At 60.3% G+C, this 22,276-nt stretch carries 24 protein-coding genes, 1 tRNA gene and 3 pseudogenes; 23 read left to right on the forward strand and 5 right to left on the reverse strand.

The features are described 5' to 3' along the window. The first annotated feature begins 6 nt into the window (after positions 1 to 6). The 7 genes from rpmI to FX982_RS17040 all read left to right on the forward strand — a co-directional run bounded on the left by rpmI (position 7) and on the right by FX982_RS17040 (position 4,945). Positions 7 to 201: a 50S ribosomal protein L35 gene (rpmI, locus tag FX982_RS17010; RefSeq protein ID WP_003442181.1), complete on the forward strand. Its 195-nt coding sequence runs from the start codon at positions 7 to 9 to the stop codon at positions 199 to 201. A 28-nt stretch (positions 202 to 229) separates the two neighbouring features. Beyond that, positions 230 to 586, forward strand: a complete 357-nt coding sequence (gene rplT, locus FX982_RS17015) for a 50S ribosomal protein L20 (RefSeq protein WP_007905879.1) — start codon at positions 230 to 232, stop codon at positions 584 to 586. Positions 587 to 690: 104 nt separating this feature from the next. Further along, entirely contained in the window at positions 691 to 1,707 is a 1,017-nt protein-coding gene (pheS, locus tag FX982_RS17020; protein ID WP_172611733.1) for a phenylalanine--tRNA ligase subunit alpha, read from the forward strand. Between the two features lie 32 nt (positions 1,708 to 1,739). Next, positions 1,740 to 4,118: a phenylalanine--tRNA ligase subunit beta gene (gene pheT / locus FX982_RS17025; protein WP_172611734.1), complete on the forward strand. Its 2,379-nt coding sequence runs from the start codon at positions 1,740 to 1,742 to the stop codon at positions 4,116 to 4,118. A 3-nt stretch (positions 4,119 to 4,121) separates the two neighbouring features. Beyond that, complete coding sequence (ihfA, locus tag FX982_RS17030; RefSeq protein ID WP_002553164.1) at positions 4,122 to 4,424, forward strand: integration host factor subunit alpha; 303 nt, start codon at positions 4,122 to 4,124, stop codon at positions 4,422 to 4,424. Then, the gene (locus FX982_RS17035) at positions 4,405 to 4,761 is read left to right on the forward strand and encodes a MerR family transcriptional regulator (RefSeq protein ID WP_172611735.1); all 357 of its coding nucleotides are present in this window, start codon (positions 4,405 to 4,407) and stop codon (positions 4,759 to 4,761) included. Before ihfA ends, FX982_RS17035 begins: the two co-directional genes overlap by 20 nt. A 107-nt stretch (positions 4,762 to 4,868) precedes the next feature. Next, positions 4,869 to 4,945 (forward strand) — tRNA-Pro (locus FX982_RS17040). Positions 4,946 to 5,033: 88 nt separating this feature from the next. Here the strand turns inward: FX982_RS17040 and FX982_RS17045 are convergent. Continuing rightward, a pseudogene (locus FX982_RS17045) lies at positions 5,034 to 5,354 on the reverse strand (integrase); the annotation flags it as partial. Between the two features lie 862 nt (positions 5,355 to 6,216). Continuing rightward, the gene (locus FX982_RS17050; RefSeq protein ID WP_254074813.1) at positions 6,217 to 6,489 is read right to left on the reverse strand and encodes a hypothetical protein; all 273 of its coding nucleotides are present in this window, start codon (positions 6,487 to 6,489) and stop codon (positions 6,217 to 6,219) included. A 509-nt stretch (positions 6,490 to 6,998) separates the two neighbouring features. On the opposite strand from FX982_RS17050, the gene FX982_RS17055 reads away from it, so the two are divergent. The 5 genes from FX982_RS17055 (at position 6,999) to FX982_RS17075 (ending at position 9,011) form a co-directional block, all read left to right on the forward strand. Beyond that, complete coding sequence (locus FX982_RS17055) at positions 6,999 to 7,196, forward strand: hypothetical protein (protein WP_172611736.1); 198 nt, start codon at positions 6,999 to 7,001, stop codon at positions 7,194 to 7,196. An 82-nt stretch (positions 7,197 to 7,278) separates the two neighbouring features. After that, positions 7,279 to 7,455 (forward strand): hypothetical protein, encoded by a 177-nt coding sequence (locus FX982_RS17060; RefSeq protein WP_163023176.1) that lies wholly within the window; start codon positions 7,279 to 7,281, stop codon positions 7,453 to 7,455. Between the two features lie 614 nt (positions 7,456 to 8,069). Next, a complete protein-coding gene (locus FX982_RS17065; RefSeq protein ID WP_172611737.1) occupies positions 8,070 to 8,360 on the forward strand; it encodes a hypothetical protein in 291 nt (96 codons plus the stop codon). A gap of 63 nt (positions 8,361 to 8,423) precedes the next feature. Beyond that, positions 8,424 to 8,645, forward strand: coding sequence for a hypothetical protein (locus FX982_RS17070; protein WP_172611738.1), 222 nt, complete (start codon positions 8,424 to 8,426; stop codon positions 8,643 to 8,645). 147 nt (positions 8,646 to 8,792) lie between these two features. Next, entirely contained in the window at positions 8,793 to 9,011 is a 219-nt protein-coding gene (locus tag FX982_RS17075) for a hypothetical protein (RefSeq protein WP_122538275.1), read from the forward strand. A 59-nt stretch (positions 9,012 to 9,070) separates the two neighbouring features. Here the strand turns inward: FX982_RS17075 and pseH are convergent, their stop codons facing one another. After that, positions 9,071 to 9,625, reverse strand: coding sequence for a UDP-4-amino-4,6-dideoxy-N-acetyl-beta-L-altrosamine N-acetyltransferase (gene pseH, locus FX982_RS17080; protein WP_172611739.1), 555 nt, complete (start codon positions 9,623 to 9,625; stop codon positions 9,071 to 9,073). A 169-nt stretch (positions 9,626 to 9,794) separates the two neighbouring features. On the opposite strand from pseH, the gene FX982_RS17085 reads away from it, so the two are divergent. Together FX982_RS17085 and FX982_RS24560 are read left to right on the forward strand one after the other, a co-directional pair. Beyond that, positions 9,795 to 10,127 carry a DUF883 family protein gene (locus tag FX982_RS17085; RefSeq protein ID WP_172611740.1) on the forward strand — a complete coding sequence of 111 codons (333 nt, stop codon included), beginning with the start codon at positions 9,795 to 9,797 and terminating at the stop codon, positions 10,125 to 10,127. A gap of 10 nt (positions 10,128 to 10,137) precedes the next feature. Continuing rightward, on the forward strand, positions 10,138 to 10,536 hold the full coding sequence (locus FX982_RS24560) for a DUF2934 domain-containing protein (protein WP_240356686.1): 399 nt from the start codon (positions 10,138 to 10,140) through the stop codon (positions 10,534 to 10,536). 75 nt (positions 10,537 to 10,611) lie between these two features. Here FX982_RS24560 and FX982_RS17095 read toward each other — a convergent pair whose 3' ends face one another. Beyond that, positions 10,612 to 11,823, reverse strand: coding sequence for an MFS transporter (locus FX982_RS17095; RefSeq protein ID WP_172611741.1), 1,212 nt, complete (start codon positions 11,821 to 11,823; stop codon positions 10,612 to 10,614). A gap of 119 nt (positions 11,824 to 11,942) precedes the next feature. Then, positions 11,943 to 13,100: a murein transglycosylase A gene (mltA, locus tag FX982_RS17100; protein WP_122538282.1), complete on the reverse strand. Its 1,158-nt coding sequence runs from the start codon at positions 13,098 to 13,100 to the stop codon at positions 11,943 to 11,945. 345 nt (positions 13,101 to 13,445) lie between these two features. Here mltA and FX982_RS17105 point away from each other — a divergent pair, with 345 nt between their 5' ends. The 9 genes and pseudogenes from FX982_RS17105 to FX982_RS17140 all read left to right on the forward strand — a co-directional run bounded on the left by FX982_RS17105 (position 13,446) and on the right by FX982_RS17140 (position 22,249). Then, a complete protein-coding gene (locus FX982_RS17105; protein ID WP_122538284.1) occupies positions 13,446 to 13,646 on the forward strand; it encodes an MbtH family protein in 201 nt (66 codons plus the stop codon). A gap of 37 nt (positions 13,647 to 13,683) precedes the next feature. Beyond that, positions 13,684 to 14,676, forward strand: a complete 993-nt coding sequence (locus FX982_RS17110; protein WP_172611742.1) for a TauD/TfdA family dioxygenase — start codon at positions 13,684 to 13,686, stop codon at positions 14,674 to 14,676. A gap of 11 nt (positions 14,677 to 14,687) precedes the next feature. Further along, a complete protein-coding gene (locus FX982_RS17115) occupies positions 14,688 to 15,521 on the forward strand; it encodes a N(5)-hydroxyornithine transformylase PvdF (RefSeq protein WP_172611743.1) in 834 nt (277 codons plus the stop codon). A 42-nt stretch (positions 15,522 to 15,563) separates the two neighbouring features. Then, complete coding sequence (gene fhuF / locus FX982_RS17120) at positions 15,564 to 16,301, forward strand: siderophore-iron reductase FhuF (RefSeq protein ID WP_172611744.1); 738 nt, start codon at positions 15,564 to 15,566, stop codon at positions 16,299 to 16,301. Positions 16,302 to 16,588: 287 nt separating this feature from the next. Next, positions 16,589 to 17,248 (forward strand): annotated as a pseudogene (locus FX982_RS24860) (cache domain-containing protein); the annotation flags it as partial. 312 nt (positions 17,249 to 17,560) lie between these two features. Continuing rightward, positions 17,561 to 18,154 (forward strand): annotated as a pseudogene (locus tag FX982_RS24865) (methyl-accepting chemotaxis protein); the annotation flags it as partial. Positions 18,155 to 18,348: 194 nt separating this feature from the next. Continuing rightward, positions 18,349 to 19,098 carry a gluconate 2-dehydrogenase subunit 3 family protein gene (locus FX982_RS17130; RefSeq protein ID WP_172611746.1) on the forward strand — a complete coding sequence of 250 codons (750 nt, stop codon included), beginning with the start codon at positions 18,349 to 18,351 and terminating at the stop codon, positions 19,096 to 19,098. 2 nt (positions 19,099 to 19,100) lie between these two features. Beyond that, on the forward strand, positions 19,101 to 20,876 hold the full coding sequence (locus FX982_RS17135; RefSeq protein ID WP_172611747.1) for a GMC family oxidoreductase: 1,776 nt from the start codon (positions 19,101 to 19,103) through the stop codon (positions 20,874 to 20,876). A gap of 11 nt (positions 20,877 to 20,887) precedes the next feature. Then, on the forward strand, positions 20,888 to 22,249 hold the full coding sequence (locus FX982_RS17140; RefSeq protein WP_172611748.1) for a cytochrome c: 1,362 nt from the start codon (positions 20,888 to 20,890) through the stop codon (positions 22,247 to 22,249). Positions 22,250 to 22,276 lie beyond the last annotated feature (27 nt).

Genomic DNA, 22,276 nt, shown 5'->3' on the forward strand with positions numbered 1-22,276 from the left:
CCGAACATGCCAAAGATGAAGACTAAAAGTGGTGCAGCTAAACGGTTTCTGAAAACCGCGAATGGCATCAAGCACAAGCACGCTTTCAAGAGCCACATCCTGACCAAAATGTCGACAAAGCGTAAGCGTCAATTGCGTGGAAGCAGCTTGCTGCATCCGTCCGACGTGGCAAAAGTCAAGCGCATGCTGCGCCTTTGCTAATTTTGATCAAGAACAGAGGAATTAACTCATGGCTCGTGTAAAGCGTGGCGTCATTGCCCGTAAGCGTCACAAAAAAATTCTGAAACTTGCTAAAGGCTACTACGGCGCGCGTTCACGCGTATTCCGTGTTGCCAAGCAAGCGGTAATCAAGGCTGGCCAATACGCCTACCGTGACCGTCGTCAGAAAAAACGTCAGTTCCGCGCTCTGTGGATCGCTCGTATCAACGCTGGTGCGCGTATCAACGGTCTGTCCTACAGCCGTTTCATCGCTGGCCTGAAAAAAGCGTCGATCGAGATCGACCGTAAGGTTCTGGCTGATCTGGCAGTGAACGAAAAAGCGGCGTTTGCTGCGATTGTCGAGAAAGCTAAAGCCACTTTGGCCTAAGTCCCCGGCAATCACCGGACCCCGCTCGGGGTCTGGTGTTAAACGTCATAAATAGGGGAAGAGCCTTGTAAGCTCTTCCCCTATTTTGTATCTGGAGTCTGTACATGGAAAACCTGGACGCGCTGGTCTCTCAAGCACTTGAGGCTGTGCAAAGCGCTGAAGATATCAATGCCCTGGAGCAAATCCGGGTTCTGTACCTTGGCAAGAAAGGCGAATTGACTCAGGTGATGAAGACCCTGGGGAATCTGCCTGCCGATGAGCGTCCGAAAGTCGGCGCGCTGATCAACGAAGCCAAGGAACGTGTCACAGAGGTTCTCAATGCGCGGAAGGCATCGTTTGAGGAGGCCGATCTTGCGGCCAAGCTCGCGGCCGAATCCATTGACGTGACCCTGCCTGGCCGTGGCCAGACCACTGGCGGTCTGCATCCGGTTACCCGCACTCTGGAACGAATCGAGCAATTCTTCACCCACATCGGCTACGGCATCGCCGAAGGCCCTGAGGTGGAAGACGATTACCACAACTTCGAAGCGCTCAACATCCCAGGCCATCACCCGGCCCGGTCGATGCACGACACTTTCTATTTCAATGCGAACATGTTGCTGCGCACCCATACCTCGCCGGTTCAGGTCCGCACCATGGAATCGCAGAAGCCTCCGGTCCGCATCGTCTGCCCCGGCCGTGTGTATCGAAGTGACTCCGATATCACCCATTCCCCGATGTTCCACCAGGTCGAAGGCCTGCTGGTCGACCGCGATATCAACTTCGCCGACCTGAAAGGCACCATCGAGGAGTTCCTGCGCGTGTTCTTTGAAAAAGAGCTGGCAGTGCGTTTCCGTCCTTCGTATTTCCCGTTCACCGAGCCTTCGGCCGAAGTCGACATGGAGTGCGTGATGTGCAGTGGCAAAGGCTGCCGCGTGTGCAAACAGACCGGCTGGCTTGAAGTCATGGGCTGCGGCATGGTCCACCCGAACGTGCTGCGCATGTCGGGCATCGATCCGGAAGAATTCCAGGGCTTCGCCTTCGGCATGGGCGTAGAACGTCTGGCGATGCTGCGCTATGGCGTCAACGACTTGCGCCTGTTCTTCGACAACGACTTGCGGTTCCTCGCGCAATTTCGCTAGGTCGCCCGTAACGAATTCTTTAGGAGAGCAGGATGAAATTCAGTGAACAATGGCTGCGCGGCTGGGTTAGCCCGCAAGTGTCCCGCGACGAGCTGGTTGCTCGTCTGTCGATGGCTGGCCTTGAAGTAGACAGCGTCACCCCGGCAGCGGGCGTTTTCAGAGGTGTTGTGGTGGGTGAGGTGCTGAGCACCGAACAGCACCCGGACGCTGACAAGCTGCGCGTTTGCCAGGTCAGTAATGGCGCTGAGACCTTTCAGGTTGTGTGCGGCGCGCCGAACGTGCGCCCCGGTCTGAAGATCCCGTTTGCCATGATCGGCGCCGAGTTGCCGAGCGATTTCAAGATCAAGAAAGCCAAGCTGCGGGGCGTCGAGTCCAACGGCATGCTGTGCTCGCAAGCCGAGTTGCAGGTGGGCGAGGGCAACGACGGCTTGATGGAGCTGCCGGCCGACGCGCCGGTGGGCCAGGATGTGCGCGTGTATCTGGAACTGGACGACGCGAGCATCGAAGTCGACCTGACGCCCAACCGTGGTGACTGCCTGTCGGTGGCTGGTTTGGCCCGTGAAGTGAGCGCGCTCTATGATGCAGTCGTCACGCGTCCTCAGGTTGCCGTGGTTCCGGCCGTGCACGATGAAGTGCGTCCGGTTGAAGTGCTCGCGCCTGCGGCGTGCCCTCGTTATCTGGGTCGCGTCATGCGTAACGTGGACCTGTCACGCCCTACACCTTTGTGGATGGTTGAGCGCCTACGTCGCTCGGACGTTCGCAGTATCGACGCCGCAGTCGATATTACCAACTACGTGATGCTTGAACTGGGTCAGCCGCTGCACGCGTTCGACCTTGCCGAAATCAATGGCGGCATTCGTGTGCGCATGGCGGAGGAGGGCGAGAAGCTCGTCTTGCTGGACGGTCAGGAAGTCAGCCTGCGCGCCGATACCCTAGTCATTGCCGACCACCAGCGTGCCCTGGCCATCGCCGGTGTCATGGGTGGCGAGCACAGCGGTGTGTCTGCAACGACCCGCGATATCTTCCTCGAAAGCGCTTTTTTCGATCAGATCGCCGTTGCCGGCAAGGCCCGTTCGTATGGCCTGCACACTGACGCTTCCCATCGCTACGAGCGTGGCGTTGACTGGCAGCTGGCCCGCGAAGCCATGGAGCGCGCCACTGGCCTGCTTCTGGAAATCATCGGTGGCGAAGCCGGTCCGGTCATCGAGACTGTCAGTGACCAGCATTTGCCCTCCGTTGAGCCGATCATCCTGCGTGCCGAGCGTATCGAGCAGATGCTGGGCATGAAGATGGACGCAGCGGAAATCGAGCGTCTGCTCACAGCGCTCGACCTCACCGTCGCGCCTCACGCCAGCGAGCAGTGGCGCGTCGAAGTGCCGAGCCACCGCTTCGATATCACCCTCGAAGTCGACTTGATCGAAGAGCTGGCCCGCCTTCACGGTTACAACCGTTTGCCGGTTCGCTACCCGCAGGCGCGTCTGGCACCGCAACCGCGTGCCGAGGCTCGGAGTGATCTGCCAGCGTTGCGTCGTCTGCTGGTGGCTCGCGGTTATCAGGAAGCAATTACCTACAGCTTCATCGACCAGAAATGGTTTGAGCTGTTCAGCCCTGGCGTTGAGCCGCTGTTGCTGGCCAATCCGATTTCGGCTGACATGTCGGCGATGCGTTCGTCCCTGTGGCCGGGCCTGGTGAAGTCGCTGCAACACAACCTCAATCGACAGCAGGACCGCGTGCGCCTGTTCGAGAGTGGCCTGCGCTTCGTCGGTCAACTGGAAGGCTTGAAGCAAGAGCCGATGCTGGCCGGTGTGATCTGTGGCAGCCGTCTGCCGGAAGGCTGGGCGCAGGGCCGTGATGTCGTCGACTTCTTCGACGTCAAGGCCGACGTCGAGGCAGTACTGGGCTTCGCCGGTGCGCAGGATGACTTCCGTTTCGTACCCGGTAGCCATCCCGCGTTGCACCCGGGTCAGACCGCACGTATCGAGCGTGACGGGCGTGAAGTCGGCTACATCGGCGCACTCCACCCGGAACTGTCGAAAACCCTGGGCCTTGATCGTCCCGTGTTCGTCTTCGAGCTGGTTCTGGCTGAAGTTGCGACAGGCCGCCTGCCGAAATTCCATGAGCTTTCTCGCTTCCCGGAAGTGCGTCGCGACCTGGCGCTGCTGACCGTTCGTGATGTTTCGGCGACTGCCGTGCTGGACGTTATTCGAGAGAATGCAGGGGAATGGCTCACAGACCTCAGGCTGTTTGATGTTTACCAGGGTAAAGGCATTGATCCGCTTAGAAAAAGCCTTGCAGTCGGCTTGACCTGGCAACATCCATCGCGCACTCTTACCGACGATGAGGTAAACGCTTCGACGCAGCAAATTCTCACCTCGCTAGAGGCAAGGTTAAACGCCACGTTAAGGATGTAGCGTATGGGGGCTCTGACGAAAGCTGAGATGGCCGAACGTCTGTACGAAGAGCTAGGCCTGAATAAACGAGAAGCCAAGGAACTGGTCGAGCTGTTCTTTGAGGAAATCAGGCACGCTCTGGAAGATAACGAGCAGGTCAAGTTGTCCGGATTCGGCAATTTTGATCTGCGCGATAAACGCCAGCGACCGGGCCGGAATCCCAAGACAGGGGAAGAAATCCCGATTACCGCTCGCCGTGTGGTCACCTTTCGCCCAGGGCAGAAACTGAAGGCCCGAGTTGAGGCTTATGCTGGAACCAAGTCATAACGACGAGCTACCGCCTATCCCCGGCAAACGCTACTTCACCATTGGTGAAGTTAGCGAGCTCTGCGCGGTCAAACCGCACGTTCTGCGTTATTGGGAGCAGGAGTTTCCTCAACTCAACCCGGTCAAGCGCCGCGGAAACCGCCGGTATTATCAGCGACAGGACGTGCTGATGATCCGCCAGATTCGCGCGCTGCTTTACGATCAGGGCTTCACCATTGGCGGCGCGCGTTTGCGCATGTCCAGCGATGAGGTCAAGGATGATTCGCTGCAGTACAAGCACCTGATCAAACAGATGATTGTCGAGCTGGAAGATGTGCTGGTCGTGCTGCGCAAGTGAGATCGCGCGGTGCGTCGAAATACTTCCATCATTCAAAAGCTTAGGGTATATTCCTCGACGCTCTCGCAAGAGAAGCGACGAAGAAGCAGCACAGAGTAACGCCTAGTCGGGGCGTAGCGCAGTCCGGTAGCGCACTAGCATGGGGTGCTAGGGGTCGAGTGTTCGAATCACTCCGTCCCGACCATATTTTGTAAAGGGAATCAGCCACTTACCGGCTTGATTCCCTTTTTCATTTCTGGCGTGCGCAAAAACCGCGCAAAACTGGCGCAAAACTATCCGGCGATTTCGCTGATATCGAGGTCCGGAATGGCCTCTGACCAGATCACCTCGGCGTGCTCCTTCTGATAGTTTTTGGTCATCTCCTCGCTTGCGTGCCCGGCGATCTTCTGCCCATCTTTCCCGGCTTTCTTGTACAGGTGCTGTGAAAGTGCCCTGACTTCGTGGAAGCCTGGCATCTCTTCTTCTTTCCATCCGTTGTAGCAATCCGCCGCCTCCCTGGCGTCGCTAAATGCGAGCGTCAGGTAACGCTCCTCAACCTTCTTGGTCCAGTGCTCTTTGGTCTCAGCCTGCTTTTGCCTCTTCCGATCAGGTCTGCCCGGACACAAAGCGACACATCGAAACCGATGGCTTGCAAACCACCCAAAATATCTACGAATCCCATTGCTGGCTAAGCTGTCACTTCTTGCAAAGCGTCTGCGGAGGCGCGTCAGGCTCCATTCTTTTAGGTATCACGATCTTAGTACCAGGGAGAGATACGAGCTCGGCAATTCCGAATACACAAGTAGGAGCTGGCGCTCCGTTTGCATTAATGCTGAACCGGAGCCCTATCAACGCTTCGTAGTCCTTCCCAGGCTCCAGATGGTAAATGAGGGCCTGGCCAGGGCATGACGAGAAAGAGCGGCCATTATTACCAAAAGTTGCGCCCCTAGTTGCAAGCTGGAACGGCAGATCAGCCCTGACCCGATACTCGGTCACGACCTCCTTGTGGACGCCTTCAGCCATTCGAGTTGCAGGAACGTACTCAGCAAGGTCGGGAGCAACTCTTCCGGGTATCCCTATTTTTTTCGGGTTTAACGGGTATTGCACATAATTGATGCTGGGCTGTCCGTCACGCCCAAAACGCCCGGCCCGAGCCATTTCATGACGGATAGCGGGAGCGCAACTGCCGATGACGCTATCACCAAACGCATCTGAGTTAGTGATGACCCGAACTCGAGCCAAGTTCTCAGTTTGAGAGGGTTCGTCGTAGGGGACTGAGGGTATTCCAGAGCAGCCGGAAAGTGCCCCAGCTATAAAACTTGCGAAAATGACCAGCCGCATGCCCATGTCCTTATGTTTTCCGAACTCTAAAAAAAACCCGACGAGATGGTCGGGTTGTATGTCGTTGGTCGCTGCGTATCACCGCACGCAAGATCGACATGATGGGGCCAAATTACGGCCAACCGGCCATCATGGTCAAGCGGCATCGATGAATATTTGTTCGGCGTCGAAGATGTGGGTCGCATGAATGACTGCCGACTCTTCCAGCTGTTCAAGGCGCTTGTGGATGCCGCCTTTCCAATTGCGGCGGGTACGCTCCGGGGTGTTCATTTCGTAGAACTCGGCGGGCAGCACGATCATGTCCGTGGAGCGCTTGCCAGCCTGGGCGCCTCTGAGCTTCAGGATGGCCCAAGCCGTCAGCGCCTTATAATTGAACAGCTGCGGACCTGGCGATGAGATGCGACTCACCAGCCGACCGATCGCGGCTACCTTGTTCGCCTTGCAACCACCTATCAAGCCTTGAAATGTTCGGAACTGCCATCCAGTCAGTTCAAAACGCCCTGAAAACCGCCTTGCTCATGAATGGCGGCGCTTCAGTCGCACTCCTCGCGTCAGCATGGCTTCCTCCATGAACGACTCTTTGTAGATGCGTTGGAAGTGGTCGGCGGCTGCCTCGTATCAATCCTCGCGATAATTGGCGAGGCAAATTCCGCCGCGACATACCCGCCAGATCACTCGCTTGGGCTGGACCTCGGCGGCGGTTATCTTTTCGCTCATCAGCTCGACGCATCTGGTCAAGGGTGAGCAGCTCAATCCACTGCGGCGTGCTGACATGAGTAGCGTGGCCGTAGCCTCCGTTTATTTCGAGCATGGAATTCCTCGCCCGCCGTATGCAGGCTGGCTTCAATGTGGAGGGGTGGACGGCGGCGGTGACAATGCACTACCGTCAGAAACGTAATTGAATTCGGTGGGTTGCGATGTTCGTGCTGCTGGGAGTTGCGCTATGGGCGATGGCTATCTACTTGCTGTCACTTGACCTGGAGGGTTCAGCAGCAGCCCTGTTCCTTTTCGGCCTGGCTATGATTTGGCCAAGCATTTTCTACGGTCGCGCCGGTAATTTCCGCTTCGTAAGTTGGTACGAGTCTTTGAAAATAATTTTGAGGGGCTGGCTCTGAGGACCGGTGCGCCAAGCTCTCTACCCGGCCGTACACCGGCAGGCATGTGGTTAAATGTTGTGATTAGTAGGAAGGAGGTTTTATGGAAAAGGCTTTCAAGCAACCGCTGTTTGTAACGGGTATACCGCTAGCAGTCTGCGGATTCTGTTTCGGCATCAACGGGCTAATCACCGAGAGAACCTTTGCCGATATGGCGCCGGGCCTGCTGATACCTGGCTTGGTCTTCATGCTGATAGGGTGGATGCAGCGCAATAAGTAAAAGCTGTATGTCGGCAGGCATGTGGATAGATGGGAAGGGGTGGCTGAGCCTGGACGGCATGGTAGATTCCAGAGCATGAAATCTATGGATGGAGTCGACCAGTGTTTCTTTTGAGGAAGCGCGATATTCAAATCGCGAAGTGGTTCTTAGTTGCTGTCTTTGTCGCCGACCTTACGGCTGCGTTATTTTGGGACCTGTCGAAGATGCCGGGTATCGCAATGAAGGCCGCATTTGTATTCGTGCTTCTCGGAGGTGCAAAGATTGCGGACCGGCGCAGAGGCGAAGGGGACTGAGCCTCATCCCACCTGGTCCGCAAATGCCCTTATCCGTTTGAACTCGACGACCCGTACCCATGAGTTCGCATCCCACGCGTCGGCGCCGTTGATTGATTCCCACCGCCCAGCGAATCAACAGCTTGGAAATATCGGAGCATGGGGGTGCTAGGGGTATAGTGTTCGAATCACCCCGTCCCGACGAAGTCGTTGAAGCCCTATTACTACAACATTCCAGCGTACATGGTCGAATCCCTGACCAAACTTCTCAACTCACCGCCATACTCGCCCTCAAATGACAGCCAATGGCTACCGCCCGTCCGGCCTTCGTGGCGTTTCGCAATGAAGCGTCAATTACGGGGTCAGAGTTATCCCTTCGTAACGAGCAAAGATATGCTTGCCTCAGATATGATCGCCGAAGATAGCGGGCGCCTGCTGGATGAGCTCAACCGAGCCACGGCAGAGCTGATGTCCATGGACAGTGCCGCTTTCGGGCGTGAGCAATGGCAGCTGGCGCATCGTCGTCAGCAAGCTGCATTTGCCGCGTGGCTGCTGTACATCAGAAAAGACCCTGTATTTCAGCACCGGTCAAACAGCACGCCGACAAACCGCTCATCAATCACCCGGCACTAATTCCCCTCAACCCACCTCTGTCCTATAAGCGCAGATTTCCTGCGTCTCGTACTGGAGGTCATCATGGGTATTGAAGACAACGGGCCAGAGAACGCGTATCCAGGCCCTGCCGAGCCGGGTAGCGAAGAAGAGGTCTATCCCGACGCAAGTGCTGATTCGGCTGAAGGCATCGACAATGAAGAGGACGCAGCCATCGCCGCCCGTAACAAAGGGCTGGATGAGATGGAAATCCCTGAGAATCCTCCCGTCGACGAGGACGAAGAGCCCTCTCTTGGCAACAGCTAGCGCCTGACGTCGCACCAAACCCCACTCCGCGTGGGGTTTTTCTTTCATGACGGCCAATGTGTAACATAAATGAGCCACTCGTCGGGATGCGCGCACTATCAACGCGTTGGCTACTCCATTCAGTAGCCAAAAAAAAACGGATCGATTATGCGACCTCAGACTTTCGATATTCCTAACGCCCTCGACCTGATCAGCGAGCTGGATCAGGCTACCGAGCAAATGATGTCTATCCCTGTTGAGCACGTCGGAGGAACGCAGTGGGAAGAGGCGTTTGTCAGGCAGCAGAGCGCCTTCAGAAAGTGGCGCGACTATTTGTACTGCAAGGCTGATGAACGTCCCGCTGTCCGGCTGATGAATATCGCCTGACGCGCGCCTTTCTGCTGGGCGATCCTGCTCGCTCTTAGCTGCGCAGCTCGGGCGACTCTCTACCGACGCCCGGCAATACGCTCAACTGCAGCCAGCACCTTGGGCCGCTGTGTTTGCCATTCGGTTTTGGTGATGCCCAACAGCACCACGCCGACGCGTTTGCCATCGCGAATGATGTTTTCACGTCGAACGCCCTCGATCACAAAACCGAATTTCTGATGCATCTTGATCACTGCCGGATTGATCTCCAGCACTTCGCAGTTGAGTTTCTCCAGCGCCACGGCGCCGAACGCGTGGTCGAGCATCCATAACTCCACCTGACTGCCAAGGCCTTTGCCCTGCAGCGTGGTGTCGAGATAGAAGGCCCAATCTGCTGTGCGGTGGGTGGTGTTGATGGCGCTCAGCGAGACAACGCCTGCCGCCGCGCCCTCAATCAGCACGACGAAGACTTGCTGCCGCGAACTGGCACGAAGCGTTTCTAGCCAGCTCAGATGCTCGGCCTCGCTGATCTCATGGTCCGTGTACATGAACTTACGCACGTCGGGTTGATTGCGCAGTTGCCGGACGTGGGCTTGCTGGTCAACGGGCAGCTCGAGGATCGGCACGATGTTCATGGAGTCTCTTTCTAAACAGATCATAAGGCTATTGAGTCCCGCCCCATGCCGGTCGGCGAGCGATGCTCATCACGCCAGGCGTTGCGAAAGGCGGTTTTTTAAAAGTCACTGGAACGAATCGATTCGCGCTTCAGTCAACCTTTCTCACACCCCAGGAGGCAGAATTATTATGGCAAGCGATATCACTGAACAACTGCGTGAAGATCTTTATCAGAAAACGCGTTCCGAGCTGAACACTTTTCTCGATGAGACCAATGCCTTGCTGGCGGCAGGGGATGCCTTGAACGAGGATCGCACCACTCAGGCCCATGAGCGGCTCAAGGATTTCCTTGCCCGTGGCACCACTGCGGTGACCGAAATCGAAATGGACGCCCAACCCGCGCTGACCCGAGCGGTGGGCACTGCCAAGTCCTACGTGACGACCCATCCATGGGCGGCCGTCAGTGTGGCTGCGGGACTGGGCCTGGTGGCCAGCCTGCTGCTCAAACGCAACAGGGATTGAGGAGGCCATTGTGGTTCGCCGTCGATTTCCGGTGGATCCGTTAAGTCCGACCAGCGGCCGGCTGGCGTTCGCCGGCCTCTGCACGCCCGTCATTTACCCTCGTTACCGGCTGGTACTGTTCATGGCGGGTACCGTAGCGGACGATGGATTCGGCACCGCTTTGGCGCCGGCCAATGTCTTGCGCAAGCATAAATGGGGGATACGCATGAATGTCGACGAAGACACTGTTCGTCAGTTGGCCCAGTTGATCTGGGAGACCGAAGGCAAGCCGGAAGGGCAGGAATCCCGTCACTGGGAAATGGCCACGCGCCTGGCGGAGTCCGCTGCCATGGCGCCGGTCCGCACTTCCAGCAAGCACAAGGTCGATACCTTGTTCCCGTCGCCCGACGAGTCAGGCCCCGACGCATGAGAGGTCCAGAGCGCGCCCGGGCGCAGTGTCAGGGCGACGCTCGGATCAACGTGGCGATCAGGCAGCGCTCTGCGTTCAAACTGACCCGGTCGGATGCCTGACAACGCGGCGCTCCGCGTGCCGCGCATCCATCAGTGCCCAATACCACATGCCCAACCCGCCAAGGGTCAGCGCCGCTGCCGCATAGCCCGTGGCCGGCAGACCGTAACCGGCCGCAATCACCAAGCCACCCACCAGTGGCCCGATGGCGTTGGCCACGTTGAATGCGCTTTGCACCAGTGCGCCCGCCAGGGATTGCGCGTGGGGGGCAACGTCCATCAGGCGGGTTTGCAGAATCGCTGCCAGGCCCACACCGCACCCGATGAAAAACACCAGCGGAATGAGCAGCCACAGGTTATCGGTGGCCGACGGGTAGAGCGCCAGCACCAGCGCGGTGAAGCCCAGCGAGACGCCTGCGGCGAGCATGGTTGCGCGGTCGGCGGCCCATCCGCAGATGAGGTTTCCCACCGTGGTGCCCACGCCGAACACGGCCATCACCACCGGGATCATGAAATCGGAAGCGTGGGTGACCTCGATCAGCGTGGCCGCCAGATAGGTGTACACGCAGAAGATCCCGCCGAAGCCGATGCCGGCGATGCCCAGGGTCAGCCAGACTTGCCGCGAGCGCAGCGCGTTGAGTTCGCGCAACGGGCTGGCGTCAGCTTCGGCAGGCGACGCGGGCGCGAGGCAGCGGATCAGCACCGCCGTGATCGCGGCGAGTCCGGCGACAATGGCCAAACCCCAGCGCCAGCCGAGGGTCTGGCCGATCCAAGTGGCGAACGGCACGCCGATGATAGTGGCGATGGTCAGCCCCAGGAACACGCGGGAGACCGCCTGGGCGCGACGGTTCTTCGGCACCAGCGACGCGGCCAGCAGCATGGCCACGCCGAAATACGCGCCATGGGGAAAGCCGCTGAGAAAGCGGAAGAACACCAGCCATGGGAGCGAAGGCGCAATGGCACTCAGCGCGTTGGCGATTCCGATGAAGGCGGCGAGCGCCACCAGCAAGGCGCGACGGGGCAGGCGCACACCGAGGACCATGATCACCGGCGAACCAATGACCACGCCCAGCGCGTAGGCGCTGATGGCATGCCCGGCGAGGGGCTGGGTCACCTGAAAGTCATTGGCGATAAAAGGCAGCAAGGTCATTGACGCGAATTCGGAGGTGCCGATGGCAAACGCGCCCATGGCAAGGGCGAACAGCAGCCAGCCCATATTGAAGGCCGGGGGAGTGTGGGAAGTAGTCATGGGAGATCGAGGAGGGTTTCCGGGAAGAAGCATGCTGTGATGCTTGAAACCGATTTCAGTTCAACCCGCGATACACGCCGGCTGATGCGGGTGGCGCATCAGTCGGCGGTTTAGCTTGATCAGTCCTTCGGTTTGGCATCGGGCAGGGCGGCGCCCTTGGGCCACAGCATCCAGATCTGGCCTTGCTGCTTCATGTTGCCCGCCAGCTCGCCAGCCGCATCGCCGGTGCCCCAGAACATGTCAGCGCGGACTTCGCCGGCGATGGCGCCGCCGGTGTCCTGCGCCGCGACCGGGCGCACCAGCGGCGTGCCGTCGGGGCGGGTCGAGGACAGCCATAACAGGCTGCCGAGGGGGATGACCTTGCGATCAATCGCCACGCTGTAGCCAGCGGTCAGCGGCACATTCAGCGAGCCGCGCGGCCCTTCGGTGCTGTCCGGGCGCAGGGTGAAGAACACATAGCTCGGGTTGCTGCCCAGCAGTTCATTCACGCGTTCGGGGTGCGCGATCGCCCAGTCGCGGATGCGGCCCATCGACACTTCGTCCTTGGTCAATTGCCCTTGCTCCACCAGCCATCGGCCGATCGGCTTGTAGGGGTAGCCATTTTGATCGGCGTAGGCGATGCGCAACTGACGGCCATTCTCCAGCTGAACCCGACCCGAACCCTGGATTTGCAGGAACTGCAGGTCGATGGGGTTTTCCAGCCAGGCCAGTACGGGGGCATTGGCGCCTTTGTTGCCGATGGTTGCGGCATCGTCGTAGGGACGCAGCACACGGCCATCTAGGCGTCCGCGCAGGCGTTTGCCCTTGAGTTCGGGATAGATGCTGTCGAGGTTGACGATGATCAGGTCATCGGGCACGCCGTACACCGCCACCGGGTGTGCGTCGTTGCGTTGCTCGCTGCCTTTGTAGATCGGTTCGTAATAGCCGGTGATCAGCCCGTTGGCGCCGTGCTCGGAGGAGCGCAGGCTGTAGACCTGGAGTTGATTCTTGAGAAAGTCGCGCACGGCAGCCGGGTTCTGCGGCACCTGGGCGGCGAGGGCGCAGGTGCCGCCCCAGACCGGGTCCTTGGCCAGACGCTTGCACGCCGAGAACCAGCTGTTGTAGCCGGCCATCAGGTCGGTGTCGTTCACCGCCGGCAGTTTGTCCCACTCGACGCTGACGTAGGTCGTCGCTTCGGAAGGCTTGGTCTTTGGCGCGCCGCCGTCGCAGGCAGCGAGCAGAGCGATCAATGGAGCGAGGCAGAATACGAAACGGCGCCAGTGCAGGCTTGTGGTCATCACGCGGGGTGTTTCCTGAGAATCATGCGAAGGCGGCTAGCTTGGTGAAAGCCGAGGGCTGCGTCAAATGGATGAGGGAATGATTTGCATGAAAGCTCACGTGGCGGCGCCAGCGCCTTGAATGCGCGGCGGATTTGCGCGCGAATGCTTTATCTCAAACCCCGATATTCGGTGGGTGTACCGACCCCTAGGTGGACACATTCGCTTCACCGTGTCCGTCGCACCTCATCCGCGCTTGATCAGCTTTGAAGGTTTTTAAAAAAAGACTAACCACTTCGTCCCCTCATTCGTCTTTCAGGTAAGGCGCGCTTACCTGCGCCGTTCCAACACCATGAGGGTTTACACATGAGCTTCGACAGCGAAAGCACACAGTTCCGGGTCGTCATCAACCACGAAGAACAGTACTCCATCTGGCCCGACTACAAAGCCATCCCGGACGGCTGGAAAAGCGTCGGCGTCGAAGGCGACAAACAGACCTGCCTCAACCACATCGAAAGCGTCTGGACCGACATGCGTCCCCTCAGCCTGCGCAAGGCCATGGCCTGAATCCACCCCCTTCAGCCACATCAGGAGCGTACCGCCCATGAACATGCGCATGCTCACCCCCGAACGCCTGCGCCTCGAAGCCGGCTTTCCCCTGCGCGTCCAGCCCGGCCAGGCCGGGGTTTCCCTGGCCGCCGAAATCGACGCCCTGCGCAGCATCGTCAACCACTCCCTGGAGCGCGACGGCGCCATCCTCTTCAGCGGATTCACCCCTGAAGGGGTCGAAGGCTTCCAGCGATTTGCCGCCTCCTTCGGCCATCCGTTGCTCAACTACGAATTCGGCTCCACCCCGCGCAGCCAGGTCGATGGCAAAGGCGTCTACACCTCCACCGAATACCCGGCCCACCGCTCGATCCCCCTGCACAACGAACAGGCCTACACCACCGAATGGCCCATGCGCATCTTCTTCTACTGCGCCAAAGCCGCTGTTAGCGGAGGCGAAACGCCGATTGCCGACAGCCGCCGCGTGTTCCAGCGCATCAGTCCGGCCCTGCGCAAACGCTTCGAAGAGAAGCGGCTTATGTACGTGCGCAACTATGGCAACGGCCTCGACCTGACCTGGCAGCAGGTCTTCAACACCGACCGTCACAGCGACGTCGAGGATTACTGCCGCAGCCGGGGTATCCAGTGCGACTGGAACGAGGACGGCGACCTGCGCACCCGGCAGTTGGTGCAAGGCGTCGCCCAGCATCCGCGTACCAGAGACTGGGTCTGGTTCAATCAGGCACACCTGTTTCACCTGTCGAACCTGGATGAAGAAATGCAGGAAATCCTCCTCGACACCGTTGGCGAAGAAGGCCTGCCACGCAACGTCTATTACGGCGACGGCAGCCCGCTGGAGGCCGACGCGCTGGCGGAAATTCGTGGCGTGCTGAGCGAATGCGAAGTGGTCTTCCCGTGGCAGACCGGCGACGTGCTGATGCTCGACAACATGCTCACGGCGCACTCGCGCAAGCCGTTCAGCGGTGAGCGCAAAGTCGTGGTTGCCATGGCCGAAGGCGTCAGTGGCAACACCCTGCACACCCTTTCCTGAGTCCGATATTCATGCAGAAAACCAAGCTTGTTTACGTCTGGTCGTTGCGTAACGCAGCGGCGGACAAGGCCGGTCAATACGTCGATTACCACGGCGAACAGCGTTACATGACCTCGCCACTGGAGTACCTGGTCAAGGCGCTCAATGAGACTGCCCTCGGCGATCACTATTCCCTGGAAGCGATCATCTACGACGAGAACTCCGAGTCGGCACGGGATCGCGAGAGCATCAAGGATTACGGTTTCGCGCCGGGGCAGGGCGCCCACTGGTTCTACCCGCCGGGCCTGGCGGTTCAGGGACGCAAGGTCGATGACCTGCTTGAAAACGTGCCGTCGAGCTACCGCGCCTTGCCTTTGGGCGACAGCGCGCGGCCGGCCGGCAAGTCGGATTTCGAGCGACGTCTCGGCGAGCGCCTGCACGCGCTGGGCGCCGACATCGTGGTGCTCGACGGGCTGCTGGTGATCCTCGATGAACTGGTGCGTGAAGGCGCTGATTTCCATCGCCGCATCTTCAACGTGCACCCGGGCATCACGCGCCTGGAATCGCCTTACGAGCGGCGCGGCGCGTACGCCACCCTTGACGCGCTGTACGGCGCCCGGGGCAAGAAAGTGGTCGACTGGAACACGCGGGAGATGATCGACATTCCGGTGGTGAACATGACCGGCGCGTCCTTCCATTTCGTCGACACCGGCATCGACTCCGGTGAAGTGGTGTTCGATGTGCTCGACACGCCCATCGCGGCGGACGACACCATCCTCGAACTGCGTTGGAACAACTTTAACAACAGCCTGTTTCCGGCGCTGGAGCAGGGGTTGTGGGTGCTGGCGCGGCAGCGGTCTTATTGATCGTACGCGGTTGAACAGGTCGTCGGCGCAGCGAGTCGTTCCATGATTCCTGCGCTGGCGCCTTTATTAATTGCCGATTTCCAGCACTATCGCGATGTCCTGGTGCTGCCCGACGATCCCCGCGCCAGCGTGCCGCTGCGTACGATTCTGACCGGCGACGGTTTAAGCGACGTGCTCACGCGATTCGGCAGCGCCTATCCGCCCAGCGACCCTCGAGGACTGGCGTCGCTGTGGAGCAAGCACTACTTCATCAAGCTGATTCCTCCGGTGGTTGCCGCGTCGCTGATCCTCGACCACCGCTTGCCACTGCACCTCGATCATCTGCAATTGATCCTCGATGACAATGGCCTGCCTGCGGCCTTCAAGCTGCCTGACCCAGGCCAGCACTGGACGCCTGCCCCGGTGGACGCCTTTGCGCGTTTCGACGACGTGGTTGAACACCACCTCCGGCCCTTCATTGATGCCATCGCCCGCACCGTGCGCTTGTCCCCAAACGTGCTGTGGAGCAACGCTGGCAACTATTTCGAGTGGCTCTTGGGCGTGCTGGCGAACGCCATGTCTCACGCCGATCTGACCCATGGTCACCAGCTGCTCAACGCCGGACATTTGCCTGACGGACGTCGTAACCCGCTCTTCCAGCCCGTGCGGTATATCGAGGTCGACGGGCGACCCGAGCTGAAACGCCAACGCCGTATCTGCTGCATTCGTTATCGAGTCAGCGGAGTAGAGTTGTGTGACAACTGTCCGTTGCTCCATCGCAGACCCGATCTCACAAGTTGACTCCTGACTGGTCGGTCCAAAAGCCGCGCGGTCTCTGGGCTGTGGCTTTTGGCATATCCATATGCATAGGTGGTCGCCATAAGTGTGAGGTCAAATCGCTATCAAAATCTTTAAGTTGTACGATCTCTGGCCGATAGTGGGGGACTAACGACCAGGAGGTGACCCGTCCCATGAAGCTTACCGTCAAGAGCAAGCTGCTCTGTCTTGCCATCATTCCTGCCCTGTTGTTTGCACTGATTCTCAGCGGCGTCGCCGCCTGGGTGCTACAGCGCAGCGCGGATCAGGAAATGCAGGAAACCCGTGAAAAGCTCGTCGAGCGCAATCGCGACGTTCTCAAGAACTACGTCGACGTGGCGCTCACCACCATCAAGCCTTTGCACGACGCCTCCGCACCCGGCGACATGGCCGCACGAGACAGGGCCCTGGCGTTGCTCAAGCCAATGACATACGGCGAAGACGGGTACTTCTTCGGGTATGACACCAAGGGTGTGCGGGTTTTTCGCGGCGACAGCGCGGCGGGCGTCGGCAAAAGCTTCTGGGACACCCGCGACCCTGACGGCACTTACCATTACCAGACCTTCGTGGAAGTGGCGAAAAACGGGAAACATTACGTCGATTACGCTGCGCCCAAACCCGGCGATGAAGCGGTGCAGGTGCCCAAGCTCGGTTACACCGTGTACCTGGAAAAGTGGGACATGGTGCTGGGCAGCGCGATCAACATGGACGACATTGACGCCGCCATGGTCCTGGAGCAGGCCGCCGTCACCAGCCGCAGCCGCAACATTCTCGGCAGCGTCTTTGTGGTGACCCTGGTCTTGCTGCTGCTCACGGCGGCGGCCGGCCTCTGGACCGCCAACGGGATCGTCCGGCCCCTGCGCATTCTCAAAAGCAATCTGGACGACATCGCTGCCGGCGACGGTGACCTGACCCACCGTCTGGTGGTCACCAGCCGCGATGAACTGGGTGACCTGGCGACCTCGTTCAACCGTTTCGTCGACAAGATCCACGCCATGGTTCGTCAGATTGCGCAGATGACCACCGACCTCGATGGGCTGGTGAATCAGGCCACCCAGCAAACCCTGCGCTCCGAAACAGCCATGCAGCGTCAGCGGGAGGAGACCGACCAGGTTGCCACCGCGATTCACGAGATGTCCGCCGCCGCGCAGGAAGTCGCACACAGCGCGCAACGGGCCGCCGAGGCCGCGTCGGAAACCGACCAGCAGGGCCAGGCCGCGCGCAAAGTGGTGGGCTCCAGTATCACCGGCATGAACTCGCTGGTGAACGACATCCGCCTGAGCGGCACCAGCCTGGACAGCCTGCAACAGGACGTGCGCTCCATCGTGTCGGTGCTAGCCGTCATCCGTTCGATCGCCGAACAGACTAACCTGCTGGCCCTCAACGCAGCGATCGAGGCCGCCCGCGCCGGGGAAGCCGGGCGCGGGTTTGCGGTGGTCGCCGATGAAGTCCGCGCACTGGCCAGCCGCACCCAGCAAAGCACCCAGGAAATCCAGGGCATGATCACCCGCCTCGAAACAGGCACCCACGCCTCGGTGGACGCCATGCGCCGTTCCACCGAAGCGGGCGAGGGCGCCAACCGGCAGACCAACGAAGTGGGCCAGTCGCTGGATTCCATTTCGGGGCTCATCGGCACCATCAACGCGATGAATGCGCAGATTGCCAGCGCCGCCGAAGAGCAGACCTCGGTGGCCGAAGAAATCAACCGCAGCGTCCACCAGATCGCCGGTGCCGTGGAGAACCTCGCAGAGGAAACCGAGCAGAGCTCGCGCACCATGCGTGACGTCTCCACGCTGGGCAGCAACCTCAGCGCGCTGGTGCGCCAATTCAAGATTTGATGAATCGTTTAACCCGAGCACGTTGAGGCGTTAGCTGTTTTAGTAACGCCTCAATGCTTAGCTTGGCAATGATTAGCACGCGATCTATTTCCCTGGCGCGTGCGGCTCATTCGCCGCAGCGCAGGGCGAATCCATAAGAAGAACACACAAGAAAAACGAAGCACACCCGTGTTTGGTCTCAGGAGAAGTGAACGATGTTCGATGACGACACCTCCCCGGCGCGTCGCGCCTTTCTACGCAAGTCGCTGACGCTCATCCCTGTTGTGACCCTGGCCAGCGCAGGCCTCCCGGCGGCTGCTTTCGCCCAGACCCCGGCCAGCGATGCAAAGCAAAGCCCGTCTGCCGCGTCGCCGCCCGCGGCGGGTGACTACACGCCGACGTTCTTCACCCCGCAAGAGTGGGCCTTCCTCATCGCCGCCTGTGATCGCCTGATCCCGGCCGACCACGTCGGCCCCGGCGCCGTCGAATTGGGCGTGCCTGAATTCCTTGATCGGCACATGCAGACGCCCTATGCCAACGGTGGCATCTGGTACATGCAGGGCCCGTTCCTCGAAGCCGCGCCCGAGTTTGGCTACCAGGGCCGGCTGAACCTGCGCGAAACCCTGCGCCTGGGTATCAAGGCCATGGACGCGAACTGCAAGAAGACCCACGACGGCAAGGTGTTCGCCGAGCTTTCCACCGCCCAGCAGGAAGACCTGCTCAAGGCGGCCGAGGGCGGCAAGCTGGCGCTGGACGACATCGCCCCGAAGCTGTTCTTCAGCAACCTGCTGAACGAAGTGCGCAACGGCTATTTCGCCGACCCGTCCCACGGCGGCAACAAAAACATGGGCGCGTGGAAAATGATCGGTTACCCCGGCATGCGCGCCGATTACATGGACTGGATCACCGTGCGCGACAAGCCGTATCCGCTGGCACCGGTCGATCTTTCCGGGCGGAGGGGCTGAGCATGGCCAACGCAAAACCGAAAGTAGACGCCGTCATCGTGGGCATGGGCTGGACCGGCGCGATCATGGCGAAGGAACTCACCGACGCCGGGCTGAACGTGGTCGTCCTGGAACGCGGCGCCGACCGCGACACGCAACCGGATTTCGCCTACCCGAAAGTGGTCGATGAGCTGGAAGGGTCCGTGCATCGCCGCTACCTGCAGAGCCTGGCGCAGGAAACCGTCACCGTGCGCCACAACCTCACTTCCACTGCCGTGCCGTATCGGCAGATGGGTTCTTTCAAACCTGGCACTGGCGTCGGCGGGGCCGGCAGTCACTGGTCCGGCTGCCATTTCCGCGCGTTGCCTGAAGACTTCAAGCTGCGTACGAACGTCGAGCAGCGCTATGGCGCCAGCTTCATCCCGTCGGACATGAGCATTCAGGATTTCCCGGTCAGCTACGAAGACCTCGAACCGCATTTCGATCACTTCGAATACGTCTGCGGCACCTCGGGCAAGGCGGGGATCATCAGCGGCGTCAGGCAGCCCGGCGGCAACCCGTTCGAAGGCTCGCGCTCCCGTGAGTTTCCCCTCGGCCCTAACCCCAATTACCTCGGCGCCGAAATGTTCTACGGCGCAGCAAGGGAAATGGGCTGGGACCCGTACCCGATTCCGGCCTCCAACGCGTCGGCGCCCTACGTCAATCCGTACGGTTGCCAGATGGGCCCGTGCAACGCCTGCGGCTTCTGCAGCGACTACGGCTGCCTGAACTACTCCAAGGCGAGCCCCAACATCAGCATTCTGCCGGTGCTGCGCCAGCGCAAGAACTTCGAGCTGCGCACCCACGCCCAAGTGCTCAAGGTCAACCTCGACAGCGATGGCAAAAAAGCCACCGGCGTCACCTACCTCGACGCCCAGGGTCGGGAAGTCGAGCAGCAGGCCGATCTGGTCCTGCTGTGCGCGTTCTCACTCTATAACGTTCACCTGATGCTGCTCTCCGGGATCGGAAAACCCTATGATCCGCAAACCGGCGAAGGCACCATCGGGCGTAACTATTCCTACCAGAACCTCAACCGGGTGGTGTTGTTTTTCAACAAGGACGTGCAGGCCAATCAGTTCATCGGGATCGGTGGCGCCGGCACGACGATGGACAACCTCAACGGCAACCAGCTGGACAACGCCAAGGCCGGGTTCGTCGGCGGCGGCATCATCTGGGCGCGGCAGCCCGGGGCCGGTCCGGTGCGCGGTATCAACGTGCCGCCGGGCACACCGAACTGGGGCACGGCCTGGAAACAGGCGGCGAGCGATTCGTTCCGTCACTCGTTTTATTTCGAAGTCCAGGGCGCCTGCATGTCCTACAAGCAGCATTACCTGAGCCTGGACCCGACCTACAAAGACGGGTTCGGTCGACCGCTGCTGCGCATGAACTTCGACTGGCACGACAATGAGGTCAAGGCCTCGCAGTTTCTGGTGGGCAAAGCGCTGGAAATGTCGAAGATCCTCAACCCGATCGCGCTGGCCGGCGACGCCAAGAAACCCGGCGAGCATTACAACATCACCAAGTACCAGAGCACCCACACCTGCGGCGGCGCGATCATGGGCAGCGATCCGAAGACCTCGGCGCTGAACCGTTATCTGCAATCCTGGGACGTGCACAACGTCTTTGCCATCGGCGCCAACGCGTTCCCGCAGAACAACGGCTACAACCCGACCGGCATGGTGGGTGCGCTGGCGTACTGGTCAGCCACGGCCATCCGCGAGCAGTACTTGAAAAACCCCGGCCCGCTGGTTCAGGCTTAAGGAGAAATGACATGAAAAAGTTCCTCCTGAGCCTGATTTCGCTGGCGGTGCTGGTGTTTGTCGCGCTGCTGGTGTTCGCGCTGTGGCCGACCTCGACGCCAAAACTTGCCCCCGCGCCCGACCCTGACCAAGCCGCGCTGATCGAGAAAGGCCGCTACCTGGCGGACGCCGGCGATTGCACGGCGTGTCACACCGTCAGTGGCGGCAAGCCATTCGCGGGAGGGCTGCCGATTGCTTCGCCGATCGGCACGCTCTACAGCAGCAACATCACCCCGGACAAGGCGAGCGGGATCGGCAGTTACTCCCTGGATGACTTCGACCGCGCGCTGCGTCATGGCATCGCGGCCAACGGCAACAGCCTGTACCCGGCCATGCCGTATCCGGCCTATGCGCGAACCACGGATGACGACGTGCGCGCGCTGTATGCGTACTTCATGCACGGCGTGGCACCGGTGCAGGCCGAGAACCGCGCCAATGACGTGCCGTGGCCATTGTCCATGCGCTGGCCGCTGGCGATCTGGCGCAAGGTGTTTGCGCCAACGCCCGAGGCCGTTGCGTTCAATGCGGCGCGTTACCCGGATTCGCAAGTGGCGCGCGGGGCTTATCTGGTTCAGGGACTGGGGCATTGCGGCAGCTGCCACACGCCCCGTGCGCTGACCTTGCAGGAAAAAGCACTGGATGAATCGGGTGCGGCGTTCCTGTCGGGCGGGCCGGTGATCGACGGCTGGCTGGCGGTCAACCTGCGCGGCAATCCTGCCGATGGGCTGGGCAGCTGGAGCAAGGACGACATCGTCGCCACCCTGCGCAGCGCGCGCAGTGCGACCCACGCGGTGTTGGGCGGCGCGATGGGCGATGTGGTCGTGCACAGCACCCAACATCTCAACGATGCCGACCTGCAGGCGGTGGCCGCGTACCTGAAGACCCTGCCGGCGACCGAGCGTCAGGTGTCCAGCTTCAAGGCGGATCCGGCCACGGCCAAAGCCCTGGCGGCGGGGCAGGAGGGCAGTCGCGGCGCCGAGCTGTATGTCGACAACTGCGCCGCCTGTCACCGCACCAACGGGCAGGGTTATGAGCGTGTCTTCCCGAAGATCGCCGGTAACTCGTCGGTGCTGTCGGAAGACCCGGTGTCGATGATTCGTCTGGTGCTCGCGGGCAGCAACTTGCCCGCCACTGCCACGGCGCCGTCGCAACTGGGCATGCCCGGTTTCGCCTGGCGGATGTCCGATGAAGAGGTGGCACAGCTGCTGACCTTCATCCGCAGCAGCTGGGGCAATCAGGCACCGGCCGTCACCGCCGCGCAAGTGGCGCAAATGCGCGCGACCTTGCCCAAGGAGTCTCCAGCGGTGAGTCGCACGGACATCGCCAAGCCGTAAGCTTGAGCGCAGCAGGCCTCGCCTTTA

The organism is Pseudomonas graminis (assembly GCF_013201545.1).
Classification (GTDB): Bacteria; Pseudomonadota; Gammaproteobacteria; order Pseudomonadales; family Pseudomonadaceae; genus Aquipseudomonas.

Bases quoted from the DNA above. Each gene is read 5' to 3' on its own strand.
- rpmI (WP_003442181.1), top strand. From the start codon at position 7: ATGCCAAAGATGAAGACTAAAAGTGGTGCAGCTAAACGGTTTCTGAAA.
- rplT (WP_007905879.1), top strand. From the start codon at position 230: ATGGCTCGTGTAAAGCGTGGCGTCATTGCCCGTAAGCGTCACAAAAAA.
- pheS (WP_172611733.1), top strand. From the start codon at position 691: ATGGAAAACCTGGACGCGCTGGTCTCTCAAGCACTTGAGGCTGTGCAA.
- pheT (WP_172611734.1), top strand. From the start codon at position 1,740: ATGAAATTCAGTGAACAATGGCTGCGCGGCTGGGTTAGCCCGCAAGTG.
- ihfA (WP_002553164.1), top strand. From the start codon at position 4,122: ATGGGGGCTCTGACGAAAGCTGAGATGGCCGAACGTCTGTACGAAGAG.
- FX982_RS17035 (WP_172611735.1), top strand. From the start codon at position 4,405: ATGCTGGAACCAAGTCATAACGACGAGCTACCGCCTATCCCCGGCAAA.
- FX982_RS17055 (WP_172611736.1), top strand. From the start codon at position 6,999: ATGTTCGTGCTGCTGGGAGTTGCGCTATGGGCGATGGCTATCTACTTG.
- FX982_RS17060 (WP_163023176.1), top strand. From the start codon at position 7,279: ATGGAAAAGGCTTTCAAGCAACCGCTGTTTGTAACGGGTATACCGCTA.
- FX982_RS17065 (WP_172611737.1), top strand. From the start codon at position 8,070: ATGAAGCGTCAATTACGGGGTCAGAGTTATCCCTTCGTAACGAGCAAA.
- FX982_RS17070 (WP_172611738.1), top strand. From the start codon at position 8,424: ATGGGTATTGAAGACAACGGGCCAGAGAACGCGTATCCAGGCCCTGCC.
- FX982_RS17075 (WP_122538275.1), top strand. From the start codon at position 8,793: ATGCGACCTCAGACTTTCGATATTCCTAACGCCCTCGACCTGATCAGC.
- pseH (WP_172611739.1), bottom strand. From the start codon at position 9,625: ATGAACATCGTGCCGATCCTCGAGCTGCCCGTTGACCAGCAAGCCCAC.
- FX982_RS17085 (WP_172611740.1), top strand. From the start codon at position 9,795: ATGGCAAGCGATATCACTGAACAACTGCGTGAAGATCTTTATCAGAAA.
- FX982_RS17095 (WP_172611741.1), bottom strand. From the start codon at position 11,823: ATGACTACTTCCCACACTCCCCCGGCCTTCAATATGGGCTGGCTGCTG.
- mltA (WP_122538282.1), bottom strand. From the start codon at position 13,100: ATGACCACAAGCCTGCACTGGCGCCGTTTCGTATTCTGCCTCGCTCCA.
- FX982_RS17105 (WP_122538284.1), top strand. From the start codon at position 13,446: ATGAGCTTCGACAGCGAAAGCACACAGTTCCGGGTCGTCATCAACCAC.
- FX982_RS17110 (WP_172611742.1), top strand. From the start codon at position 13,684: ATGAACATGCGCATGCTCACCCCCGAACGCCTGCGCCTCGAAGCCGGC.
- FX982_RS17115 (WP_172611743.1), top strand. From the start codon at position 14,688: ATGCAGAAAACCAAGCTTGTTTACGTCTGGTCGTTGCGTAACGCAGCG.
- fhuF (WP_172611744.1), top strand. From the start codon at position 15,564: ATGATTCCTGCGCTGGCGCCTTTATTAATTGCCGATTTCCAGCACTAT.
- FX982_RS17130 (WP_172611746.1), top strand. From the start codon at position 18,349: ATGTTCGATGACGACACCTCCCCGGCGCGTCGCGCCTTTCTACGCAAG.
- FX982_RS17135 (WP_172611747.1), top strand. From the start codon at position 19,101: ATGGCCAACGCAAAACCGAAAGTAGACGCCGTCATCGTGGGCATGGGC.
- FX982_RS17140 (WP_172611748.1), top strand. From the start codon at position 20,888: ATGAAAAAGTTCCTCCTGAGCCTGATTTCGCTGGCGGTGCTGGTGTTT.